Below are 21295 nucleotides of genomic sequence, written 5' to 3'. Positions count from 1 at the left end.
CTGCTGATGCGCGTCATTTCGGTGCTGACGCTGGTTGCCGTGATGGTATCCGGTGCAATCCCGATGGGCTGGATGCCCACGCGCAGCTCGGACGGGGCGATTCTGATGGTGATCTGCACCGGCGACGGCCCGGTCGAGCGCTGGATCGACCCGGGCGAGGACGCCCCGGACCACAACGACACCGACGAACGCAGCGCCTGCCCCTATGGCGGGATTGTTCTGGCAGGCCAATTGGCCGAAGTGGGAACGGTACTGCCTGCCGACTGGCCGATTGCCGCGCGTTGGGCGCATGTGGATTTCACTCATCGCAGCGCCGGGTTCCACGCCCGGTATGATGCCCGGGGTCCGCCCCACGTCTCCTGAATCCGCGAACAAGACCTGAAACCTCGGCCGCCCGGCCGGGGATGTTCCGAATTTCTGGAGACTGAAATGGCACAAGACCGCCAAACCGGGGTCGCGCAGGCGGCCCGGCGCGAGCACGCGCAAAAATTCTATAGGGCCGCCTGGCGGTGGCACTTCTATGCGGGGCTTTTTGTTGTCCCCTTCCTGATCATCCTGGCGGTGACTGGCCTGATGATGATGTTCATTACCCAAACCGATGGCCGCGACGGAGAAAAGATCGCGGTCGAGATCACGGGCCAGGCGATGCCCGCATCCGAACTGGCCGATCTAGTGCAGGCCCGCGTTCCGGGCCGCGTGGTCGAATGGATCGGCCCCAAGGCGCCGGATCTGGCAACCCTGTTCCGAGTCAAGGCCGAAACCGGCCAGCGCATGGTGGCGATCGACCAGTATTCCGGCGAGGTGATCCAGGTCTGGGACCGTCGCGCGGGGTGGTACGATCTGGCCGACAGCATCCACTCCACCCTGCTGATGGGCGATACCGGCGATCGCATTCTGGAAATCGCGGCCGGGATGGCGCTGCTGCTGGTGTTTACCGGCCTTTACATGTGGTGGCCGCGCGGGAACGTTGTGGCGGCCCTGTTGCCTGACCTGCGGGCGCGGGGCCGGGCCCTGTGGAAATCTCTGCACGCGGTCACCGGGTTCTGGATGTCGCTGTTGCTGGTCGGGTTCCTGATCTCGGGCATGTCCTGGACCGGGATCTGGGGCGGCAAGTTCGTGCAGGCCTGGAGCAGCTTTCCGGCCGAGAAATGGGACGACGTCCCACTGTCGGACGACCTGCATGCCAGCATGAACCACGGCAGCCAGAACGACGTGCCCTGGGCGCTGGAACAGACACCGATGCCGGCCTCGGGTTCGGAAGCGGGCGTGGCCGGGATACCGGCGGGCGTTGCGGTCAATATCGATGCGATGGTTGCGCTGGGTGAGTCCCTGGGCATGCAGAACCGGTTCCGCGTCGCCTATCCCAACGGTGACACGGGCGTGTGGACCCTGAACCGCGACAGCATGAGCGGCGATTCGACCGACGCCACCGAGGACCGCACCGTCCATATCGACCAGTACACCGGAAAGATTCTGGCCGACGTGCGGTTTCAGGACTACTCGCTGATGGGCAAGGCAATGGCGGTGGGCATTCCTCTGCATATGGGTCTGGCGGGTCTGTGGAACTTTGTCCTGAACGTGGTGTTCTGCCTGTCGGTGATCTTTGTCTGCGTGTCCGGCGTGGTCATGTGGATCAAGCGGCGGCCCTCCGGCGCCAGCCGTCTGGCGGCGCCGCCGATGCCGGCCGAGATGCCCTTGTGGAAGGGCGCGGTGCTGGTCGGGCTGTTCACGGCCATGGCCTTTCCGCTGGTCGGGCTGACGCTGCTTGCGGTGCTGGCCGTCGACCTGCTGGTGTTCAGCAACATACCCGCGGTTCGGCGCGCATTCAACTGACCGGTTCGGGCGGTGCCCCTGTGGTGCCGCCCGTCTGCGTGGCGCGACAGCGTCCCCCTTTTGGCGCGCCACGCAACAAAACCTGTGGCCAGCCCGTTCCGGGCTTGGCAGGTCCGGCCAAAGGCCCTAACAGGGAAGGCCAGAGGGACGACAGCCATGAAGAAACAGGACATGAACCGGGATTGGATAGCCACCGCCGCCACGCTCAACAGCGCCCTGCCCTATCTGCAGCGCTATGACGGAGCGATCGTCGTGATCAAGCTGGGCGGGCACGCCATGGGCAGCGACGAAGCGATGGAGAGCTTTGCCCGCGACGTGGTGCTGATGCGTCAGGTCGGCGTGAACCCGGTGGTCGTGCATGGCGGCGGGCCGATGATCAACGCGATGCTGGACAAGCTGGACATCCAGTCGGACTTCGTGAACGGCAAGCGCGTTACCGATGCCGCAACGGTCGAAGTGGTCGAGATGGTTTTGTCCGGCGTGGTCAACAAGCGCATCGTGCAGGCCATCAATGCCCAGGGTGGAACGGCCGTCGGCCTGTCGGGCAAGGATGCCAACCTGATGACCTGTGACCAGACCGATGCGTCGCTGGGGTATGTCGGCACGCCCGCCGAAATGAACCCCAAGATCCTGCACGACCTGTTCTCGCATGACGTGATCCCGGTGATCGCTCCGCTGGGGGCGGGCCGCAATGGCGAGACGTTCAACGTGAACGGCGACACCGCCGCCGGGGCGATCGCCTCGGCACTGAAGGCCGATCGCCTGCTGCTGCTGACGGACGTGTCCGGCGTCAAGAACGCTGCCGGAGAGGTCGTGACCGAGTTGAAGGCTGGTCAGATCCGCGAGATGACCCGCGAGGGCACCATCGCGGGCGGCATGATCCCCAAGACCGAAACCGCGCTGGATGCGCTGCACAGCGGGGTCCGCGCCGTGGTGATCCTGGATGGCCGCGCGCCCAATGCCGTGCTGCTGGAGTTGTTCACCGAACACGGTGCGGGGTCTCTGATCCGCCCCGACTGACGCGAGCAAGCCCGCCCTTGCAGTTCACATTCACATGCTTAAATTTGAGTGCATGGAGCGTGAACTCATCATCCGCTTGGGCATCTTTCTGACGCTGTTTCTGGCCTTCGCGTTGGCCGAAAGGCTTGCCCCGCGCCGCCCGCTACGCGTGCCTCGATCGCGCCGCTGGCTGACCAACCTGTCGGTCACCCTTTTGAACACACTGACACTGCGGGCGATGGCGATCGGGTTCCCTTTGCTGGCGGTCGGGGCGGCTTTGGATGCCGGCCGGTTGGGCGTCGGAGTTTTTAACACTCTGGACTGGCCCAAATGGGTCGAGGTCACCCTTTGTGTCCTGGTGCTGGATTTCGCAATCTGGGCGCAACATCTGATCACCCACAAGGTGCCGATCCTGTGGCGTCTTCATCGTGTGCACCACGCCGACCGGGATATGGATGTCACCACGGCCGTTCGCTTTCATCCGATCGAAATCGCCTTGTCGATGGGCCTGAAGATCGGTCTCGTCTACCTGCTGGGACCCAGCGCGCTGGCGGTCATCCTGTTCGAAATCCTGCTGAACGGCACAGCTTTGTTCAACCATTCGAACATCCGTCTGCCCGCCGTCGTCGATGCCCCTCTGCGCCGAATACTGGTCACACCGGACATGCACCGGGTCCACCATTCGGTGCTGCGCAGGGAACATGACAGCAATTATGGCTTTGCATTATCCATCTGGGATCGTTTGATGGGGACATATGTGGCACAGCCCGAGGCCGGCCACGACGACATGACGGTGGGGCTGGAATGGCAGGACGATCGACCGACGAAGCTGGGGTGGAGCCTCGCTCTGCCGTTTCGGCGCAAGTGACCTTTGATCAAGTGGTGTCCACATCCGAGGCAGCGGGCCTGATCGTTATGGGCGCGCAACACCCGCGGGTGAGTGGCGCCAAACAGTTAGATGGTGGAACGCTTATTCTGCTCGGGGCAGGCAGCAGCTTTTGGCCGGTCCTCACCGCTTCGGCCGAGTGGTTGGACGGCAAGCCAGACCCGGTCGACCGTTGGTCGCTCCGAGTGGTCGGCACCCTTGCGGAAGACCTGGGCGCCCAGGCGTTGTATCCATTCGGCGGCCCCCCGTATGCGCCATTCATAGATTGGGCGTTGAAATCGGGACGTGCGTTTCAAAGCCCGGTGGGCGCGCTGGTGCACGACACGGTGGGAATGATGATTTCATTGCGTGGAGCCCTGCACTTTGATCACGAGTTCGACATTCCCGTCGCAGACGACCCGTCGCCATGTATCAATTGCCCTGCGCCCTGCGCATCGGCCTGCCCGGTCGGGGCCTTGAACGCCAAAACGTTCTATGACGTCGACGCCTGCCACGGCTACCTGAGAACTCCGCCCGGTCAGGCCTGCATGACACAGGGATGCGCAGCCCGGCTGGCCTGTCCGCTCAGCGCGGGGGCCGGACGTCGGGCCGAGCAATCCGCCCATCACATGAGAGCCTTTCACCCGGAATGACCCGCACGCTTATCCTGACCCGCCACGCAAAATCCAGTTGGGACCATCCCGACCTGCCGGATCATGACCGACCGTTGAACAAGCGCGGGCGAGCTTCGGCCTCCGCCATCGGCGATTGGCTGCGACGCAAGGGGTATAAGCCCGACGAGGTCCTCAGTTCTTCATCCGAACGCACGCGCGAGACCTGGCTTCGGATGGGGCTGAGCGCGCGCAACATCCGGTTCCTCCCCGAACTCTATCATGCCGCTCCCGAGCAGATGCGGCAGGCGCTGTCCAGCGCGACGGGGCAAACGGTCCTACTGCTGGGCCACAATCCGGGGGTCGCGGAGTTTGCGGAACGTATTGTCCAGTCTGCACCGGAGCACCCGCGGTTCCTCGACTATCCGACCTGTGCGACCACGGTTCTTCAATTTGATATGGCGGACTGGTCCGGAATCGGTTGGCACGACGGCCAGGTGATCGAATTCGTCACGCCGCGCGCGTTGCTAGAATGAAAAAAGGGCGGGATCACCCCGCCCTTTCCAACGTCGTATTCAACCCGCGTCAGTGACCCAGAATCTGGCTGAGGAACAGCTTGGTCCGTTCGCTTTGCGGGTTGTTGAAGAACTCTTCCGGCTCGTTCTGTTCCACGATCTGACCGGCATCCATGAATATCACGCGGTTCGCCACCTGGCGGGCAAAGCCCATCTCGTGGGTCACGCAGAGCATGGTCATGCCTTCCTCGGCCAATTCGATCATGGTGTCGAGCACCTCTTTGATCATCTCGGGGTCCAGAGCGGATGTCGGTTCGTCAAACAGCATGATCCGCGGCATCATGCACAGGCTTCGTGCGATCGCCACACGCTGCTGCTGACCACCCGACAGCTGACCGGGATACTTGTCGGCCTGTTCGGGGATCTTGACCTTCTCAAGGAAATGCATCGCGCGCTCTTCGGCCTCTTTCTTGGGCGTTTTACGCACCCAGATCGGGGCCAGCGTGCAGTTTTCCAGAATGGTCAGATGCGGAAACAGGTTGAAGTGCTGGAACACCATGCCAACCTCGGACCGGATCTTGTCGATGTTCTTCAGATCGTTCGACAACTCGGTTCCGTCCACCACGATTTTGCCCTGCTGGTGTTCTTCCAGCGCGTTCAGGCAGCGGATCAGAGTGGATTTGCCCGACCCCGACGGCCCCGCGATCACGATCCGCTCGCCCTGATTGACGGTCAGATTGATGTCGCGCAGCACGTGGAAGGACCCGTACCACTTGTTCATGTTGGTGATTTCGATGGCGACCTCGTCGCTCACCTGCATTTTAGAGCGGTCAATTTCGCGGTCGATTGCAAGTTCAGACATGTGTTGAACTCCTTAGTGATGATCCGTGGCAAGGCGACGCTCGAGCCACTGGGAATATTGAGAGATGCCGTAACAGACGACGAAGAACAGAAGCGCGGCAAAGCCCAGAAGCTCCCAATAGACGCCGTTCCATTCGGTCGACGCCAGGATGGGACCCCGGATCATGCCCACCAGATCGAACATCGAGATGACCGAAACCAGCGTGGTATCTTTGAACAGGCCAACGGCCACGTTTACGATACCAGGGATTGAGATCTTCAAGGCCTGTGGCAGGATGATCAGACGCATCGCCTGCGGGTAGTCCAGACCCAAACTGTCTGCTGCCTCATACTGACCGCGCGGAAGCGCAGCCAGACCGCCGCGGATCACCTCGGCGATATAGGCGGCAGAGAACATGGTGATCATGATCACGACGCGCAGGAACAGGTCGACCGTGCTGTCAGGCGGGAAGAAATAGGCCAGCATCACCGAAGCCACGAACAGCAGCGTGATCAAAGGCACGCCACGGATGAATTCGATGAAGATGACGCAAACCCACTTGATCAGCGGCATATCGGACTGACGACCCAGAGCCAGTGCAATACCCAGGGGCAAGGACAGCGACACACAGGTCACGCCCAGCATCAGGTTCAGCATAAAACCACCCAAGTCACGGCTGGGCACCGCAGTCAGCAGCGCACCTTCGTTGGCGTCTTCGGGAATGAGTGCCCCGCCGACATTCCACACGACCAGCGCCACGACAATGGCCCCAAAGAACCCGGCTGCAAAGCTGTTGCGGCCAAATTTCTGGAACACCACGCCTGCCGCGACACAGCCCAGCAGGGCCACGATGGGCACCATGATGGTTCCACCCCAAATCAGCCAGAAAGCGATAAACGGGTAGAGCGCCGTAAACAGCAGCAACTTACGAGGCAGGTCGAAGAACAGAACAGGTGCCACAGCGACCAGCATCAGCACAAACGCCAGGTTCGGGCGCCAATACGCTTCTACTGGATATTTGAACCCGTAGATCAGTTGATGCCAGCGTTCGGTCAGAACTGCGAAACAGGCCCCGGTCTTGCCGTCCAGAATCTCGCGGCATTGCGCCAGCGAGTCCGCATTCCAAACGCCGTTCAAAATCCACGGCAAGGTGTTCTTGAGAAGCACATAGATCAGCAGAATCGACAGAAGGGTAAGGATCGTGTTTGTGACACCCGAGAAAAGATTCTCACGCAGCCATTTGACGATACCCGTCTGGTTCGCCGGCGGAGGCGACGGAGGAATGGTGCCGTCGGCCACAAATGCGATCGGATTTGTTGTTTGATCAGCCATGGCTCAGCGCTCCTTCAACTTGACGGATGCGTTGTAGATGTTCATCGCCATCGAAATCAGCAGCGAGGCTGTCAGATAGAACAGCATCAGCAGCAAGACGCACTCGATCGCCCGACCGGTTTGGTTCAGCGTGATGCCACCCAGCGTTGCGGTGATATCCGCATAGCCGACTGCAATCGCAAGCGACGAGTTCTTGGTGATGTTCAGATATTGCGAGATCAACGGCGGGATGATGACCCGCAGCGCCTGAGGTAGGATCACAAGATTCATGATCCGACCGGGACGCAGGCCCAACGCGGCCGCAGCCTCGGTCTGGCCTTTTGAAATCGCCTGAATACCCGCACGTACGTTTTCTGCGATGAAGGCGCCGGTATAGATCGACAAAGCGAACCACAATGCGATCAGCGGGCCGCCGACCTTGATACCACCGCTGAAGTTGAAACCTTTCAGTGCGGGGACGTCCCAGGTCAGGCCCATCAAAATCATCAGCAGCGCAAAAGGCACGAGCCAAACTGCAAGTTTCACAAGGCCGGTCTTAGGACGCTCGCCCGTCTGTTCCTGTTTGAGCGTGGCGCGTTTCTCAATTTCACGAGACGCAAACCAGGAAGCGACCAAAACCGCGATGACCAGCAGCCAATTCAGAAAGGTCGAACCGAACAGCCCATTCGCAAACTCGGGGCGCGGGACATAGACGCCGCGGTTGGTAAAGGCGAACAGATCAAACAGCATGCTGGATGTTGGGTTATCGCCGCGGAACTCCCTCGGTCCCGGCAGCACGGCTGTCATGATCGTGAAGATTATGATGATCCAGATCAGGACCGGAATATTCCGGAAGATTTCCACGTAGACCGCCATCAGCTTGGATACAAGCCAGTTGTTTGACAGGCGCAAAACGCCTGCGATCACGCCAAACACCGTCGCAGTGATACAAGCCAGGAATGCAACCAAAAGCGTGTTGAGAATGCCGACGACAGCCGCACGCCCATGCGAGGACTGGCTGTCATATTCGATCAAACGCTGGTTGATGTCATACCCGGACGGATCGCCCAGGAAAGAATAGGAAATGTTGAGCCCTGCGGCCCTAAGGTTCTGGATCAGGTTGTTACCAAGATACCAGATGCTGAGCGCAATAACGATTGCCGCGATCACCTGAAATGTAAGAGAGCGATAGCGTGTATCGTTTATGAGCATCGACAACCGAAAGTCAGCCTTCGGTGGGTCAGTCATAGTCGACATATTTTGGGATCCCCGTGCTTTTCGGACGCTTCCTTCCCGGCAGGGTTTTCCCCGCTCCCGAGCAGCCCGTAGCATTCTGTTCTGCAAAAAAGGGCGCAGGTTACCCTGCGCCCTTTTCCGTGGATTTTAGCGGAACGGCGGCGAGTAAAGCAGACCACCATCGGTCCACTGTGCGTTCAGACCGCGCGCCAGACCGATCGGGGTTTCCTCACCGATGTTCTTGGCAAACACTTCGCCATAGTTACCGCCCGCCTTGATGGCGCTCATGGCCCACTGTGCGTCCAGACCCAGCATCTCGCCCAGGGTGCCTTCGCTACCCAGCAGACGGTTGATTTCCGGGTTCTCGGTGCCAGCAGCCATCTCGTCGATGTTGGCCGAGGTGACGCCCAGCTCTTCGGCCGAGATCAGAGCGTTCAGGGTCCAGCGAACGATGTCGCCCCACTCGTTGTCGCCGTGACGGACCAGCGGGCCCAGCGGCTCTTTCGAGATGATTTCGGGCAGCAGAACGTGATCACCGGGGTTTTCGAACGTGGCGCGGGTTGCGGCCAGGCCAGAAGCGTCGGTGGTGTAAACGTCACAGGCGCCTGCCAAGTACTGCTGCTGCGCTTCGGCGTTGGTTTCGATCGGAACCGGCTCGTAGCTGATGTTGTTCGAGCGGAAGAAGTCCGCCAGGTTCAGCTCGGTCGTGGTGCCGGTCTGGATGCAGACGGTTGCGCCATCCAGTTCCTTGGCCGAGCTGACGCCCAGTGCCTTGGGAACCATGAAGCCCTGACCGTCGTAGTAGTTCACACCCACGAATTCGAACTTCAGGTCGACGTCGCGGCTGAAGGTCCAGGTGGTGTTTCGGGCCAGCATGTCAACTTCGCCCGAAGCCAGAGCGGTGAAGCGGGTTTTGCCGGTGGTGGGAACGAATTCAACAGCGTTCGCGTCACCCAGAACGGCGGCGGCTACTGCGCGGCATACAGCAACGTCAAAGCCCTGCCATTCGCCATTCGCGTCAGGTGCAGCAAAGCCAACCAGACCGGTGGTCACACCGCAGTTCAGCTTGCCGCGCGCTTTGACGTCGTCCATGGTTCCTGCCGCGGCCGCGCCGGCAGCAAGACCGGCAATCGTCGCCGCGCCCAAGATTACGGATTTTTTCATTTTTACCTCTTCCTGATTTCCCGCCCCATCCCGGGACGGATCTTGTCCGACACACAAAGGTAGCCGGATAGGTTACCCCAAAGGTGTCTCCCCTTTAGTGCGCCCGAGTTTGGGCGCATTCATAAACAAACGTCAAGGGTCGGATCAGTGAAAACGATATGTTCCCGGCAAGGCAGCCGCCCAAGCCTCTCAAATCAGGACCAGAAAGGCTCAAACCGATAGATCGTAGAAGGTTTTCGCATGCAAAAAGGCAATCTTCTTGAGTTCGGCGGCTTGGACCGCCTCGTCGTCATCCCCCCATTGCTCGGCCTGCCAAGATTCATCGAGCCGAGAAATGCGCCATATCTCGTCCGGTTTGCGCCAGTTTTGGGCAGCGGCAAAACCCAGAATCAACGAACCCGACAGGCTCACAAGGTCGTGAAACGCCGCCAGACGGAACGCGTCCAGGCCGTGAACCTGCCGACGCAGCCTGTCCAGTGCCTCGGGGGCCTGAGGCTGATGCCGTACGCCTTCGACCGGGATCAGTCTGGCGCCCAGCGTTTCCGCGGCCCAGTCCAGCGCGGGGTCCCATTCGCGGCGCTGACGTTCGATCAGGGCTTTCGGGTGGGTTGCGCGATAGCACAGCAGGTCCGAATCGCCATAGTCCGACAACATGTCGGCAACTTCCGCGTGCTGATGCTGCACCTTGTCGATTGCCGCGTTGGCCGAGCGGGTGAAGGGCATCGCCGCCGGATCGATTTCCTTTTCCTGCGCGTCCCACTCGCGGGCCACCGCCTCGGCCATGGCCCGGGTGGGCAGGACCAGAGCAGCCTTGGCCGGTGTCCGCACCCGGCGGCCATCCAACTCGAGGGTAAAACCGCTATCGGTCGCGACCACGGCACTGGCTGTCCAAAAGCGTTTCGGTTTCCACTCACTCATATCGTTATCCCCAGACTGCGGTCAGGACGCCAGGCAACTGCTCGAACCGGTCGATCACCGCGGTCGCCGCACCCAGCTGCGACCGTTCATGATAGCCCCAGCCCACGCCGATCCCCGCAACCCCGGCGGCCCGCGCCATTTCCATGTCAAAGCTGGTGTCGCCGATCATCACCGCATCACCGGCCGAAACCCCTGTTTCAAAAAGCGCCGTTTCGATCATCGAGGGATGCGGCTTGGAAGGATGATGGTCCGCCACCTGACGGGTAACGAAGACCGAATCCAACTCGTGCGCCTCGAGCAAGGCATCCAACCCCCGCTGCGATTTACCCGTCGCCACGCCCAGAAGGATCTCGGGCACGGCCTGCAACGATCCGATAACCTCGCGCGCGCCGGGATAGAGCGGTGAGCTTGCCGCCCCCATCTCAAGCCGATGAGCGTGATACGCTTCTTTGTAACCCTCGACCAACCGGCGTTGAGTTGCCCGTGACTGATCCGGCGCGAGGCGTGCGATTGCAATCGGCAAGGACAGCCCCACGATCGACAGGATCGCCGCGCGATCCGGCACCGGAAGGGACAGAGCCTGGAAACTGGTGGTCATGGCCGACACGATGCTGGCCTGGCTGTCCACCAGCGTCCCGTCGACATCGAACAGAACAAGGCGCAGAGGCGCGGTCATTGCAACTCCTCGAACGGGTCCTCGGCGGCCAGATCCTCGGTCCAGCCCAAAGTATCCCAGCTGTCCTTCATGTGCGGCGGCAGCGGAGCGTTGATCGTGACCTGCTTGCCGGTCATCGGATGCTTGAACGACGCGGTTCGGGCGTGCAGATGCAGCTTCTTGCTGATGACCCCGCCCAATTGTGCGCCCCAGCCATCGCCCAGATTTTCCTGACCCGAGCCGCCATATTTCCCATCGCCGATGATCGGGTGCCCGATGGCCGCCATATGCGCGCGCAGCTGATGGGTACGGCCGGTGACGGGCTCCATCGCCACCCAGGATGCACGGCTGGCCACCCGATACAGCGTGGCATAGAGCGTGTGCGCCCGCTTGGCGCCCGACGTGCTGTCGATCTCGTTCAGGTGGACGGCGATCATCTTTTCGCCCTCGCCCTGCTTGCCATGACCGGGGGCCTTGACCAGCCCGGTCTTGATCTCGCCCAGATACGGCGTCGGCACACCAGCCACCAGAGCCCAGTAGATCTTGCGCGTATTGCGGTGCCGGAAGGCTGCAGTCAGCCCCTTGGCCGCTTCGCGCGTGCGCGCCATCAGCAGCACGCCCGAGGTGTCCTTGTCGAGCCGGTGCACCAGCCGCGGGTTCTCGTCATAGCCAAAGCGCAGCGCCTCGGCGAAGCCGTCCACATGCCGGGCCTGACCACTGCCGCCCTGAACGGGCAGGCCATGGGGTTTGTTCAGGGCCAGTACGTGGTCGTCGCGATAGATCACGCAGGACTGGATCATTTTCGCATCGGCATCGGTCACGCGCGGGCGGGCCGGGGACGGTTTGTGATCCGGGTCCGGCAGGGGCGGCACGCGCACCACCTGCCCCGCCTGCAGCCGGGTCGAGCCCTTGACCCGCCCCCCGTCCACGCGCAGTTCACCCTTGCGGCACATCTTTTCGATCCGGCCCTGGCTGACATGCGGGAACAGGCGCCGCAACCAGCGGTCCAGCCGCTGGTCGCCGTCGCCCGGCTCGACCGTGATCATCTGTACGCCGCTCATGCCAATACCCCTTGCGACCGGATGCTGCGCGCCCGGAAAATCGCCCGTGTCAGTGCCTCAGAAAACATCCGCGTCTCTCGCGCGCCGCAAGGCAAGAGTCAAGCAGGCTGACGGGTTCGCGGGCCAAGGCCGCTCAGATATCAGTGAAATCCCCGTGCCGCCCGGCCCCATCGCGGAACCGAGCCGCGCCGGATGTGCCCTCACGGCGGATGGCGTCCAGCCCGTTGGCCCACTCGACCTTCAACGCCTCGCGCATCGGCATCCCCCGGGTTTCGATGATCGAGCGGCGGTCGGCGCGGACGGCCTCCTGCGGGAACCGGGCGATCTCGTGCGCCATCGCTTCAGCCGCCTTGCGGGTTTCACCTTGCGGCACGATTTTCTCGGCCAGCCCGATCCGTTCGCACTCGTCAGCCCTGACCTTGCGCCCGGTCAGCGCAATCTCAAGCGCTTTGCCCTGCCCGACCAGCCGTGGCAGCCGCACCGAACCGCCATCCATCAGCGTGATCCCCCAGCGGCGACAATAGACGCCCATATAGGCGTCCTCGGCCATTACCCGGATGTCGCACCACAGGGCCAGTTCCATGCCGCCGGCCACTGCGGCACCCTCGATTGCGCCGATGACCGGCTTTGACAGCTCCAGCCGCGATGGGCCCATCGGCCCAAGCAACGACGGCGCCGCCCCGATCGGAAAAGCGTGCTTGTCGAAATAGGGCTCGCGCAGGTCCGGGTCAGACAGCGTGGCTGCCATCTTGAGGTCCCAGCCCGCGCAGAAATTGCCGCCCTTGCCCCAGAACACGGCAGCTTTGGCCGTGCTGTCCTCGAAGGCGATGAAGGCCTCGGCCAAGGCTGCCGCGTGTTCGGCATCCACGGCGTTTCTGGCCTGGGGCCGATCGTGGATGATGGTCCACACGTCGTCTGTCTTGTCGATGGAAACGGTCATCTGCGCTCCTCCCTGGCGGCATGTTACCTCAGGGAAACCCGGGCGCGCCTTGGGTGTCGCGCAGAACGCGACGGCACGGCCTGATCTGACCTTGCGTCACGACCCGTTGCGTTGACTGCGCAGTTTCGAAAAGTAGTCCAGACGCTTTTTCAACTCGCGCTCGAACCCGCGTTCGACCGGCTGGTACAGGACCGGGCGCTTCATGGTCTCGGGAAAGTAGTTCTGCCCTGAGAACCCGTCCTCGGCATCGTGGTCATAGGCATAGCCCGCGCCGTAACCCTGATCCTTCATCAACCCGGTCGGCGCGTTCAGGATGTGTTTGGGCGGCGGCTCGCTGCCCGATTGCTTGGCCAAGCGCATCGCGGCCTTGTAGCCCACATAGGCCCCGTTGGATTTGGGCGCCAGCGCCAGATACACGACCGCCTGCGCCAGCGCCAACTCACCCTCGGGCGACCCGAGCCGCTCGTACACCTCCCAAGCATGCAGGCAGATCGACTGGGCCTGCGGATCGGCCAGACCGATATCCTCGACCGCCATTCGGGTGATGCGGCGGGCCAGGTACCGCGGATCCTCGCCCCCGGTCAGCATCCGGGCGAACCAGTACAGCGCCGCATCCGGATCGGACCCGCGCACCGATTTGTGCAGCGCCGAAATCAGATTGTAGTGCTCGTCCCCCGACTTGTCGTATTTCGCGGCGCGGCGCATCAGGCGCTTGGCCAGCGCGTCGGGGTCCAGCGGCGCGTCCACCGACCAGGCCGCGATCTGTTCGATCAGGTTCAACAGCGCCCGGCCGTCTCCATCCGCCATTTCCTGCAGCGCGTCCCGCGCCGCGGGTGTCAGGGGCAGCGCCTTGCCCAGCTCTTTTTCGGCACGCTGTGTCAGGCGTTCCAGATCGGCCAGATCCAGCCGTTCCAGCACCAGCACCTGCGCGCGGCTGAGCACGGCGGCGTTCAACTCGAACGAAGGGTTTTCGGTGGTCGCGCCCACCAGAAGGATCGTCCCGTCCTCCATATGCGGCAGGAACCCGTCCTGCTGGGCCTTGTTGAAACGATGGATCTCGTCCACGAACAACAGCGTCCCCTTGCCGTTCCGCCGCCGCAACTTGGCTGCCTCGAACACCTTCTTGAGGTCGGGAACACCGGTGAAGATCGCGCTGATCTGTTCGAAATGCAGGTCGGTTTCCTTGGCCAGCAGCCGCGCGATGGTGGTTTTGCCCACCCCCGGCGGCCCCCAGAAGATCAGGCTGGACAGGCTGCCCGACGCCAGCATCACCCCCAGCGGCGCCTCGGGGCCCAGAACCTGTTGTTGCCCGATCACGTCGGACAGCGCCTGGGGTCGCAGGCGGTCGGCCAGCGGGCGGTTCGGGGCCGGCTCAGAGGGCTGGCCTTCGGTGTCGAACAGGTCACTCATGCGGTCACAGCCTGAACCGCAACGACACGGGTTTGCCACCGCGCACCAGGTCGATCTGCACTCGCCGCCCCGGATCGCGCAGCGCCCGAACGACGTCACGCGGGCGTTCAGCCTTTCGCCCGTTCACGGCATTGATGACATCGCCGGGCCGCAACCCGGCCCGCGCGCCATAGGGACCGGGGTCGACCACGACCACGCCGGTCTGCGACAGCAGCAGACCCATTTTGGCAATCATTGCCGGGTTGATGCGCGCAACCGTCATTCCCGGAAGAACCGTGCGATCGTCCAGAGTGGTTTCCTCGGCCGGAGGCGTCTCGGGCGCGGGGACCAGATCGACGGCGACCTCAGCGCGCCCGCTGCCGCGGAGCCGGGTCAGAACGGATGTCCCACCAACACCCGCCACAGACATGCGGAACTTCATCTCAGCCGGAGAATTCACCTCCTCGCCATCCACGTGGGTCACAATATCGCCAACCCGCAACCCGGCCTCGGCCAACGGGCTGAGCGGATGGAGGTCCGAGATCACAACGCCCTGCGGCAGCGAAAGCCCAAGGGATTCGGCGATGTCGGCGCTCATGGTCTGTCCGGCCATACCCGCCCAAGGGCTGACGAAACCTTCGTTTCCTTCCTGGGCCTGCCGCAGAAACTCTGCGACCAGATTGGCCGGAATGGCGAAGCCAATACCATTGGACCCACCCGACCGCGTCAGGATCGAGGTGTTGATGCCGATCAGGTCACCATTCACGTCGATCAGGGCACCGCCGGAATTGCCCGGGTTGATGGGCGCGTCTGTCTGGATGAAATAGCCCCGTGCATTGCCGGTGGCGGTGCCAGACCGCGCCAGCCCCGAGATGATGCCAGACGACACGGTCTGCCCGACGCCGAACGGATTGCCGATGGCCAGAGCCAGTTCCCCCACCTCGACATGGTCAGAATCCCGCAGACGCAGAAACGGCAGTCCCTGCGCGTCCTGCAGGCGCAGGATGGCGATGTCGCTTTCCTCGTCGCCCAGAACGACCTCGGCCTGGAACTCGCGACGATCCGTTGTCACGACCCGGATCTCGGTCGCGGTGCCGACAACGTGATAGTTCGAGACGACATAGCCGTCCTCGGTCAGGATGACGCCCGACCCCAGCGAGTTTTGAACCCGCGGCCGCGGTGCACCGAACCCACCGCCGAAAAAGTCGCGAAAGAACGGATCCGTGAAAATCGGACTGCTGCGCCCAGGCCGGACGATCTTGGCATAGATGTTCACCACCGCCGGGGCCGCCTTTTTGACCACCGGGGCAAAACCCATGGAAATCTCCACCTGTGACTGAGGAACCCGTGTCTCGGCACCGGCATGGGTGGCCAGTGTCATCAGGCATACGGCCAGGATCGTGCGTATCATGACAGCTCCGTTCATCATCCGCCGAAGATATGCGGAGGTCGGCACGCGAATGCAATAGAGCACGCGAAACCTTGCGGCTGCCATGTCCGCCGTGAGCGAGGCGATCCACAAGAAAAAGCCCCTGACCGGGATATCCGGACAGGGGCCATGAAACGGCAATGCAGCCGGTTCTTATTCTTCGTCAACGTCCACTTCTTCAGCGGCGACGCGGGCCTTGTCCGCTGCGCCTTTGGCGTCGATGTCACGATCAACGAATTCGATGATCGCCATCGGAGCCATGTCGCCATAGCGGAAGCCAGCTTTCAGGATACGGACATAGCCGCCCTGACGGTCCTTGTAGCGCGGGCCCAGAACCTCGAACAGCTTGGCGACGTCCTTGTCTTCCTTCAGCTGAGCTGCGGCCTGACGGCGGGCGTGCAGATCGCCGCGCTTGCCCAAGGTGATCAGTTTTTCAACGATCGGGCGCAGTTCTTTTGCCTTGGGCAGGGTCGTCTTGATCTGTTCGTGCTCGATCAGCGAACCGGCCATGTTCGAGAACAGGGCCTTGCGGTGCTCATGAGTACGGTTCAGGCGGCGGTAACCACGTGCGTGACGCATTTTTCAATTCCTTCTTTCGCGTTTTGCTTTGTCTGGCCGGCGATGCGTGTCACCGGCTCTCCTTGGGGCGGAAATGCCCATACGGTCCCCGGCAGCCCGGGCATTGGCGAAGACGCGTTCAGAACGCGTCTTCGAATTTCTTGGCCAGATCTTCGATGTTGTCGGGCGGCCAATCCTCGACATCCATGCCGAGGTGCAGACCCATGCCGGACAACACTTCCTTGATCTCGTTCAGCGACTTGCGGCCGAAGTTCGGGGTGCGCAGCATCTCGGCTTCGGTCTTCTGGATCAGATCGCCGATATAGACGATGTTGTCGTTCTTCAGGCAGTTTGCCGAACGGACCGACAGTTCCAGCTCGTCCACTTTCTTCAGCAGCAGCGGGTTGAACTCCAGACCATCGTCCTCGTCCTGGCGACCGGCCGATTCCGGCTCGTCGAAGTTGACGAAGATCGACAGCTGATCCTGCAGGATGCGGGCGGCGAAGGCCAGCGCGTCCTCGGGCGTGATCGAGCCGTCGGTTTCGATCTTCATGGTCAGCTTGTCATAGTCCAGAACCTGGCCTTCACGGGTCGGCTGAACGTCATAGGCGACTTTCTTGACCGGCGAGTAGATCGCGTCGATCGGGATCAGGCCGATGGGTGCATCTTCGGGCTTGTTCTTCTCGGCCGAGACATACCCTTTGCCGGTGTTGACGGTCAGTTCCATGAACAGCTCGGCGCCATCGTCCAGGTGGCAGATGACGTGATCACGGTTCAGAACCTCGATGCCGGCGCTTTCGCTGATATCACCGGCGGTGACAACTGCGGGGCCTTTGGCATTGATCGACAGGCGCTTGGGCCCTTCGACTTCCATGCGCAGAGCGACCTGCTTGAGGTTCAGGATGATGTCGGTGACGTCTTCACGAACGCCTGCGACCGAGCTGAACTCGTGCAGGACGTTGTCGATCTGGACGCTGGTGATGGCGGCGCCTTGCAGCGAGCTCATCAGAACACGGCGCAGCGCGTTGCCCAGGGTCAGACCAAAGCCACGCTCAAGCGGCTCCGCAACCAGGGTTGCCTGCCGCGCGGGATCGTTGCCCGGCTTGCCTTCCAGTTGGGTCGGCTTGATCAATTCTGCCCAATTCTTGTGGATCATGTAATCCCTCCATTCCTGTCTGCGCCCCATGACCAATCAGGTGCAGACGCCCGAGGTTTCAAAACGGCGAACCGGGGCCGTGTAAAAACACGGCCCCAGCCTGGTAATTCGATCGGTTAGACGCGGCGGCGCTTCGGCGGGCGGCAGCCATTGTGGGCGATCGGGGTCACATCGCGGATCGACGTGATGTTGAAGCCCACGGCAGCCAGCGCACGCAGAGCCGATTCACGACCCGAACCGGGGCCCTGAACTTCGACTTCCAGCGTCTTGACGCCATGTTCCTGCGCCTTCTTGCCTGCGTCTTCTGCAGCCATCTGAGCGGCGTAGGGGGTCGATTTCCGCGATCCCTTGAAGCCCATGGTACCGGCCGAAGACCACGAAATGGCGTTGCCCTGCACGTCCGAGATCAGGATCTTGGTGTTGTTGAAGGTCGAATTCACATGGGCGACGCCCGATGCGATGTTCTTACGCTCTTTGCGCTTAACGCGTGTCTTGTCACGTGCCATCAGTCAGACCCTCCCTTATTTCTTCTTACCAGCAATGGCCTTTGCGGGGCCTTTGCGGGTACGAGCGTTGGTGTGGGTACGCTGACCGCGAACCGGCAGGTTGCGGCGGTGACGCAGACCGCGATAGCAGCCTAGGTCCATCAGACGCTTGATGTTCATCTGAACTTCGCGACGCAGGTCACCTTCGACGGTGAAGTTGGCGTCGATGTATTCGCGGATGGCCAGAACTTCGGCATCCGACAGTTCATTGACGCGACGGGTCGTGTCGATGCCAACGGCTTCGCAGATCGCTTTGGCCGAGGTGTTGCCGATACCGGTGATATATGTGAGGGCGATTGGTACCCGCTTTGCAGTCGGGATGTTTACGCCGGCAATACGTGCCACGTGTCACTTTCCTTTCGTTGCGGTTCCGTAGTTCCAGAACCTTTTTTCACAACGCCTAACCGTGGCAGTGTGGCCAGAGGGTTCAGCATTATTCGAGGTGGTCTATACATGCGGAACGAATCCCGCGTGCGCGATTGATTCCCCAAAGGGATGGGGGTCGATATGGGCTTTTGGGCTTGGCGTCAAGCCCTTTGCAAGCTTAACCCAATATGGCTGCGATCGAGGCCCGGACTTCCTTGATGTCCGCCAGCCCGTTCACCGGTCGAAGATCGCCCTTGGCATAATAATAGCCAATCAACGGCGAGGTCTTCTTGTAATACTCCATAAGCCGGGTGCGCAGGCTTTCCTCGTTGTCGTCGGCACGACGGACGAAATCGTTTTCCTTACCGCAATTGGTGCATTTACCATCGGCCGGGATCGGTTTGGTCTTGTCATTGTAGACCTCGCCGCAACCGCCACAGGTCGACCGGGCAGTGATCCGTTCAACCAAGGCCTCGTCATCCACGCGCATTTCGATCACGGTGTGCAGCGACTGGCCCAGCTTGGTCAGAAGGGCCGACAAGGCGTCAGCCTGAGCCAAGGTGCGCGGGAAGCCATCGAAGATGAAGCCTGCGCCCTTTTCGGTGGTCAGTTTCTCTTCGATCAGGCCAATCACGATCTCGTCGGTGACAAGCTTGCCCGCGTCCATGATCGCGGCCACCTTCTTGCCCATCTCGGTTCCCGAGCTGCGGGCGTCGCGCAGCATGTCACCGGTGCTGAGCTGAATCATGCCCCGCGTTTCAACCAGGTGACGTGCCTGCGTACCCTTGCCTGCCCCCGGGGGGCCCAGAAGAATGATATTCATCGACGAGCGGGTCCCTTCCTGCCGCGTTTCTTGCCTTTGCCGCGCAACTGGGACTTTTCGATCAGCCCTTCGTATTGATGCGCCAGCAGGTGGCTCTGAACCTGTTGGATCGTGTCCATGGTCACAGAGACGATGATCAGAACCGAGGTGCCGCCGAAATAGAACGGGATGGCGAACTGGCCGCGCAGAATTTCAGGCAGCAGGCAGACCGCCGCCAGATAGGCCGAGCCCAGAACCAGTACGCGGTTGACGACGTATTCCAGGTATTCGGCGGTCTTCTTGCCGGGGCGAATGCCGGGCACGAAACCGTTCTGCTTTTTCAGATTGTCCGCCACGTCATCCGGTTTGAACGACACGTTGAACGTGTAGAAATACGCAAAGAACACGATCATCGAGGCGAAGAACAGCAGATACAGCGGCTGTCCCGGTCCGAAATTGGCCAGCAGCCACGACATTATCGGTCCGTTCGCCGCACCCGACGAGAAGGTCGAGATCGTGACCGGCAGCAGCAGCAGCGAGCTGGCGAAGATCGCCGGAATCACGCCGGCCGGGTTGACCTTGACCGGCAGGTGGCTCGAACCGCCTTCATAGACTTTCATGCCGACATTGCGGCGCGGGTACTGGATGTGGATCTTGCGCAGCGCGCGTTCCATGAACACCACGAAGGTGATAACGGCGATCACCATCACGATCACGCCGACGATCACGGCCGGGCTGATCGCGCCCGAACGGCCCGAGGCAAGGAACTGGGCCAGCGCGGCCGGAACCTCGGCGATGATGCCGACGAAAATGATCAGCGAGATGCCGTTGCCGATGCCGCGCGCGGTGATCTGTTCACCCAGCCACATCAGGAACATGGTGCCACCGACCAGAGTGATCATCGTGGACAGGCGGAAATACAGACCCGGATCGGTAGCCAAATCGCCCGATTCCAGCGAAACCGCCAAGCCATAGGCCTGAACGGTGGCCAGCGCGACGGTTCCGAAACGGGTGTACTGGTTGATCTTCTTGCGGCCCTGCTCGCCCTCTTTCTTGAGCTGTTCGAGCGCGGGCACCATCGAGGTCAGCAGCTGTACGATGATCGATGCCGAGATATAGGGCATGATGCCGAGGGCAAAGATACCCATCCGCCCAAGCGCCCCGCCGGTGAACATCGAAACCATCCCACCGATGCCCTGCCCCGCTTGTTCCATGAACTCGCGCAGCGCCTGACCGTCGATCCCCGGCACCGGAATGAAGGTGCCCAGACGATAGACGATCAGCAAACCCAGCGTGAACAGGATGCGGTTGCGCAGATCGGTGGCCTTGCCCAGAGCAGCCCAGCTTGTGTTGGCTGCCATTTGTTCTGCTGCTGATACCATAAATCGGTCTCTCTTATGAAAACGCCGCCCGGAACCGTTTTCCGGCTCGGGCGGCGTCTTGGAAAACTCTGAGGTCTATGTAAGCGGGTCGGCGCCCGCTCACAAGCGCTTACTCTGCCGCAGCGGCTTTTGTGACCTTCAGTGAACCGCCCGCTTTTTCCACGGCTTCGATCGCCGCTTTCGAGGCGCCGGTCACTTCCAGGTTCAGCTTGGCGCTGATTTCGCCTTTGGCCAGAACGCGGATACCGTCCAGCTTGCGGCGCACCAGACCCGAGGCAACCAGTGCGTCCTCGGTGATGGCCGATTTAACGTCCAGTTTGCCGGCGTCGACGAATTTCTGGATCAGGCCCAGGTTGATGACGGCAAATTCCTTGCGGTTCGGCTTGTTGAAGCCGCGCTTGGGCAGGCGCTGATACAGCGGCATCTGGCCGCCTTCGTAGCCGTTGATGGCCACACCCGAACGAGATTTCTGGCCTTTGATACCGCGGCCACCCATTTTACCCTTGCCAGAGCCGGGACCACGGCCAACGCGGGTGCGTTTCTTGACGGCGCCGGGATTGTCGCGCAATTCGTGCAGTTTCATGTCGCTTCTCCTAAGCCGGATATGACCCCGAAGCGTGATGGGCCAAACACGGCATTTCTTGGTTTTGATTCTCGTGGCAAACACGCCACCGGAGCGCAGTACAGCCTCGCGCCCCGAGTTGCAAGTTTTGATTGCC

At 61.7% G+C, this 21295-nt stretch carries 23 protein-coding genes; 6 read left to right on the top strand and 17 right to left on the bottom strand.

Translation table 11 applies throughout. From position 1 onward, the window contains the following. The first annotated feature begins 6 nt into the window (after window positions 1-6). From ACR0IR_RS18125 to ACR0IR_RS18100, 6 genes are all read left to right on the top strand, one after another. A complete protein-coding gene (locus ACR0IR_RS18125) occupies window positions 7-363 on the top strand; it encodes a DUF2946 family protein (protein WP_254441612.1) in 357 nt (118 codons plus the stop codon). Between the two features lie 66 nt (window positions 364-429). Beyond that, window positions 430-1833: a PepSY-associated TM helix domain-containing protein gene (locus tag ACR0IR_RS18120; RefSeq protein ID WP_170366403.1), complete on the top strand. Its 1404-nt coding sequence runs from the start codon at window positions 430-432 to the stop codon at window positions 1831-1833. A 156-nt stretch (window positions 1834-1989) separates the two neighbouring features. Further along, a complete protein-coding gene (gene argB / locus ACR0IR_RS18115; protein ID WP_093965404.1) occupies window positions 1990-2853 on the top strand; it encodes an acetylglutamate kinase in 864 nt (287 codons plus the stop codon). A gap of 52 nt (window positions 2854-2905) precedes the next feature. Then, complete coding sequence (locus ACR0IR_RS18110) at window positions 2906-3700, top strand: sterol desaturase family protein (protein ID WP_170366405.1); 795 nt, start codon at window positions 2906-2908, stop codon at window positions 3698-3700. Next, the gene (locus tag ACR0IR_RS18105; protein WP_174825051.1) at window positions 3637-4350 is read left to right on the top strand and encodes a ferredoxin; all 714 of its coding nucleotides are present in this window, start codon (window positions 3637-3639) and stop codon (window positions 4348-4350) included. The genes ACR0IR_RS18110 and ACR0IR_RS18105 overlap by 64 nt, the downstream gene beginning before the upstream one ends. Next, entirely contained in the window at window positions 4347-4844 is a 498-nt protein-coding gene (locus tag ACR0IR_RS18100; protein ID WP_170366409.1) for a SixA phosphatase family protein, read from the top strand. The genes ACR0IR_RS18105 and ACR0IR_RS18100 overlap by 4 nt, the downstream gene beginning before the upstream one ends. Window positions 4845-4893: 49 nt before the next feature. Here ACR0IR_RS18100 and ACR0IR_RS18095 read toward each other — a convergent pair whose 3' ends face one another. From ACR0IR_RS18095 to rplO, 17 genes are all read right to left on the bottom strand, one after another. Then, window positions 4894-5685: an amino acid ABC transporter ATP-binding protein gene (locus ACR0IR_RS18095; RefSeq protein ID WP_093965397.1), complete on the bottom strand. Its 792-nt coding sequence runs from the start codon at window positions 5683-5685 to the stop codon at window positions 4894-4896. Between the two features lie 12 nt (window positions 5686-5697). Beyond that, window positions 5698-6996, bottom strand: a complete 1299-nt coding sequence (locus tag ACR0IR_RS18090; protein ID WP_170342939.1) for an amino acid ABC transporter permease — start codon at window positions 6994-6996, stop codon at window positions 5698-5700. Window positions 6997-6999: 3 nt separating this feature from the next. After that, a complete protein-coding gene (locus ACR0IR_RS18085; RefSeq protein ID WP_170361668.1) occupies window positions 7000-8232 on the bottom strand; it encodes an amino acid ABC transporter permease in 1233 nt (410 codons plus the stop codon). A gap of 126 nt (window positions 8233-8358) precedes the next feature. Continuing rightward, window positions 8359-9375: an amino acid ABC transporter substrate-binding protein gene (locus tag ACR0IR_RS18080; protein WP_170366411.1), complete on the bottom strand. Its 1017-nt coding sequence runs from the start codon at window positions 9373-9375 to the stop codon at window positions 8359-8361. A 210-nt stretch (window positions 9376-9585) separates the two neighbouring features. Continuing rightward, entirely contained in the window at window positions 9586-10293 is a 708-nt protein-coding gene (locus ACR0IR_RS18075) for an ATP12 family chaperone protein (RefSeq protein WP_170366412.1), read from the bottom strand. A gap of 4 nt (window positions 10294-10297) precedes the next feature. Further along, window positions 10298-10969: an HAD-IA family hydrolase gene (locus ACR0IR_RS18070; RefSeq protein WP_170366414.1), complete on the bottom strand. Its 672-nt coding sequence runs from the start codon at window positions 10967-10969 to the stop codon at window positions 10298-10300. Next, window positions 10966-12009: an RluA family pseudouridine synthase gene (locus ACR0IR_RS18065; protein ID WP_170366416.1), complete on the bottom strand. Its 1044-nt coding sequence runs from the start codon at window positions 12007-12009 to the stop codon at window positions 10966-10968. The genes ACR0IR_RS18070 and ACR0IR_RS18065 overlap by 4 nt, the downstream gene beginning before the upstream one ends. A 133-nt stretch (window positions 12010-12142) precedes the next feature. After that, window positions 12143-12949 (bottom strand): crotonase/enoyl-CoA hydratase family protein, encoded by an 807-nt coding sequence (locus ACR0IR_RS18060; protein WP_170366418.1) that lies wholly within the window; start codon window positions 12947-12949, stop codon window positions 12143-12145. 96 nt (window positions 12950-13045) lie between these two features. Next, entirely contained in the window at window positions 13046-14359 is a 1314-nt protein-coding gene (locus ACR0IR_RS18055) for a replication-associated recombination protein A (RefSeq protein ID WP_170366420.1), read from the bottom strand. 4 nt (window positions 14360-14363) lie between these two features. Then, on the bottom strand, window positions 14364-15749 hold the full coding sequence (locus tag ACR0IR_RS18050; protein WP_170366422.1) for a trypsin-like peptidase domain-containing protein: 1386 nt from the start codon (window positions 15747-15749) through the stop codon (window positions 14364-14366). A 171-nt stretch (window positions 15750-15920) separates the two neighbouring features. Continuing rightward, a complete protein-coding gene (rplQ, locus tag ACR0IR_RS18045; protein ID WP_093965383.1) occupies window positions 15921-16346 on the bottom strand; it encodes a 50S ribosomal protein L17 in 426 nt (141 codons plus the stop codon). Window positions 16347-16464: 118 nt separating this feature from the next. Further along, the gene (locus tag ACR0IR_RS18040; protein WP_170342951.1) at window positions 16465-17481 is read right to left on the bottom strand and encodes a DNA-directed RNA polymerase subunit alpha; all 1017 of its coding nucleotides are present in this window, start codon (window positions 17479-17481) and stop codon (window positions 16465-16467) included. A gap of 116 nt (window positions 17482-17597) precedes the next feature. Continuing rightward, the gene (gene rpsK, locus ACR0IR_RS18035) at window positions 17598-17987 is read right to left on the bottom strand and encodes a 30S ribosomal protein S11 (protein WP_008757289.1); all 390 of its coding nucleotides are present in this window, start codon (window positions 17985-17987) and stop codon (window positions 17598-17600) included. A 15-nt stretch (window positions 17988-18002) separates the two neighbouring features. Further along, on the bottom strand, window positions 18003-18371 hold the full coding sequence (rpsM, locus tag ACR0IR_RS18030) for a 30S ribosomal protein S13 (RefSeq protein WP_093965378.1): 369 nt from the start codon (window positions 18369-18371) through the stop codon (window positions 18003-18005). Between the two features lie 199 nt (window positions 18372-18570). Then, entirely contained in the window at window positions 18571-19215 is a 645-nt protein-coding gene (locus ACR0IR_RS18025) for an adenylate kinase (RefSeq protein ID WP_170366424.1), read from the bottom strand. Beyond that, window positions 19212-20576 (bottom strand): preprotein translocase subunit SecY, encoded by a 1365-nt coding sequence (gene secY / locus ACR0IR_RS18020; protein WP_093965375.1) that lies wholly within the window; start codon window positions 20574-20576, stop codon window positions 19212-19214. Before secY ends, ACR0IR_RS18025 begins: the two co-directional genes overlap by 4 nt. Window positions 20577-20685: 109 nt before the next feature. Beyond that, the gene (rplO, locus tag ACR0IR_RS18015) at window positions 20686-21159 is read right to left on the bottom strand and encodes a 50S ribosomal protein L15 (protein WP_170342955.1); all 474 of its coding nucleotides are present in this window, start codon (window positions 21157-21159) and stop codon (window positions 20686-20688) included. Between the last annotated feature and the right edge of the window lie 136 nt (window positions 21160-21295).

The organism is Ruegeria sp. CF2 (assembly GCF_056537385.1).
The sequence above is the reverse complement of the archived record's forward strand: the minus strand, read 5'-3'. Positions and strand labels throughout refer to the sequence as shown.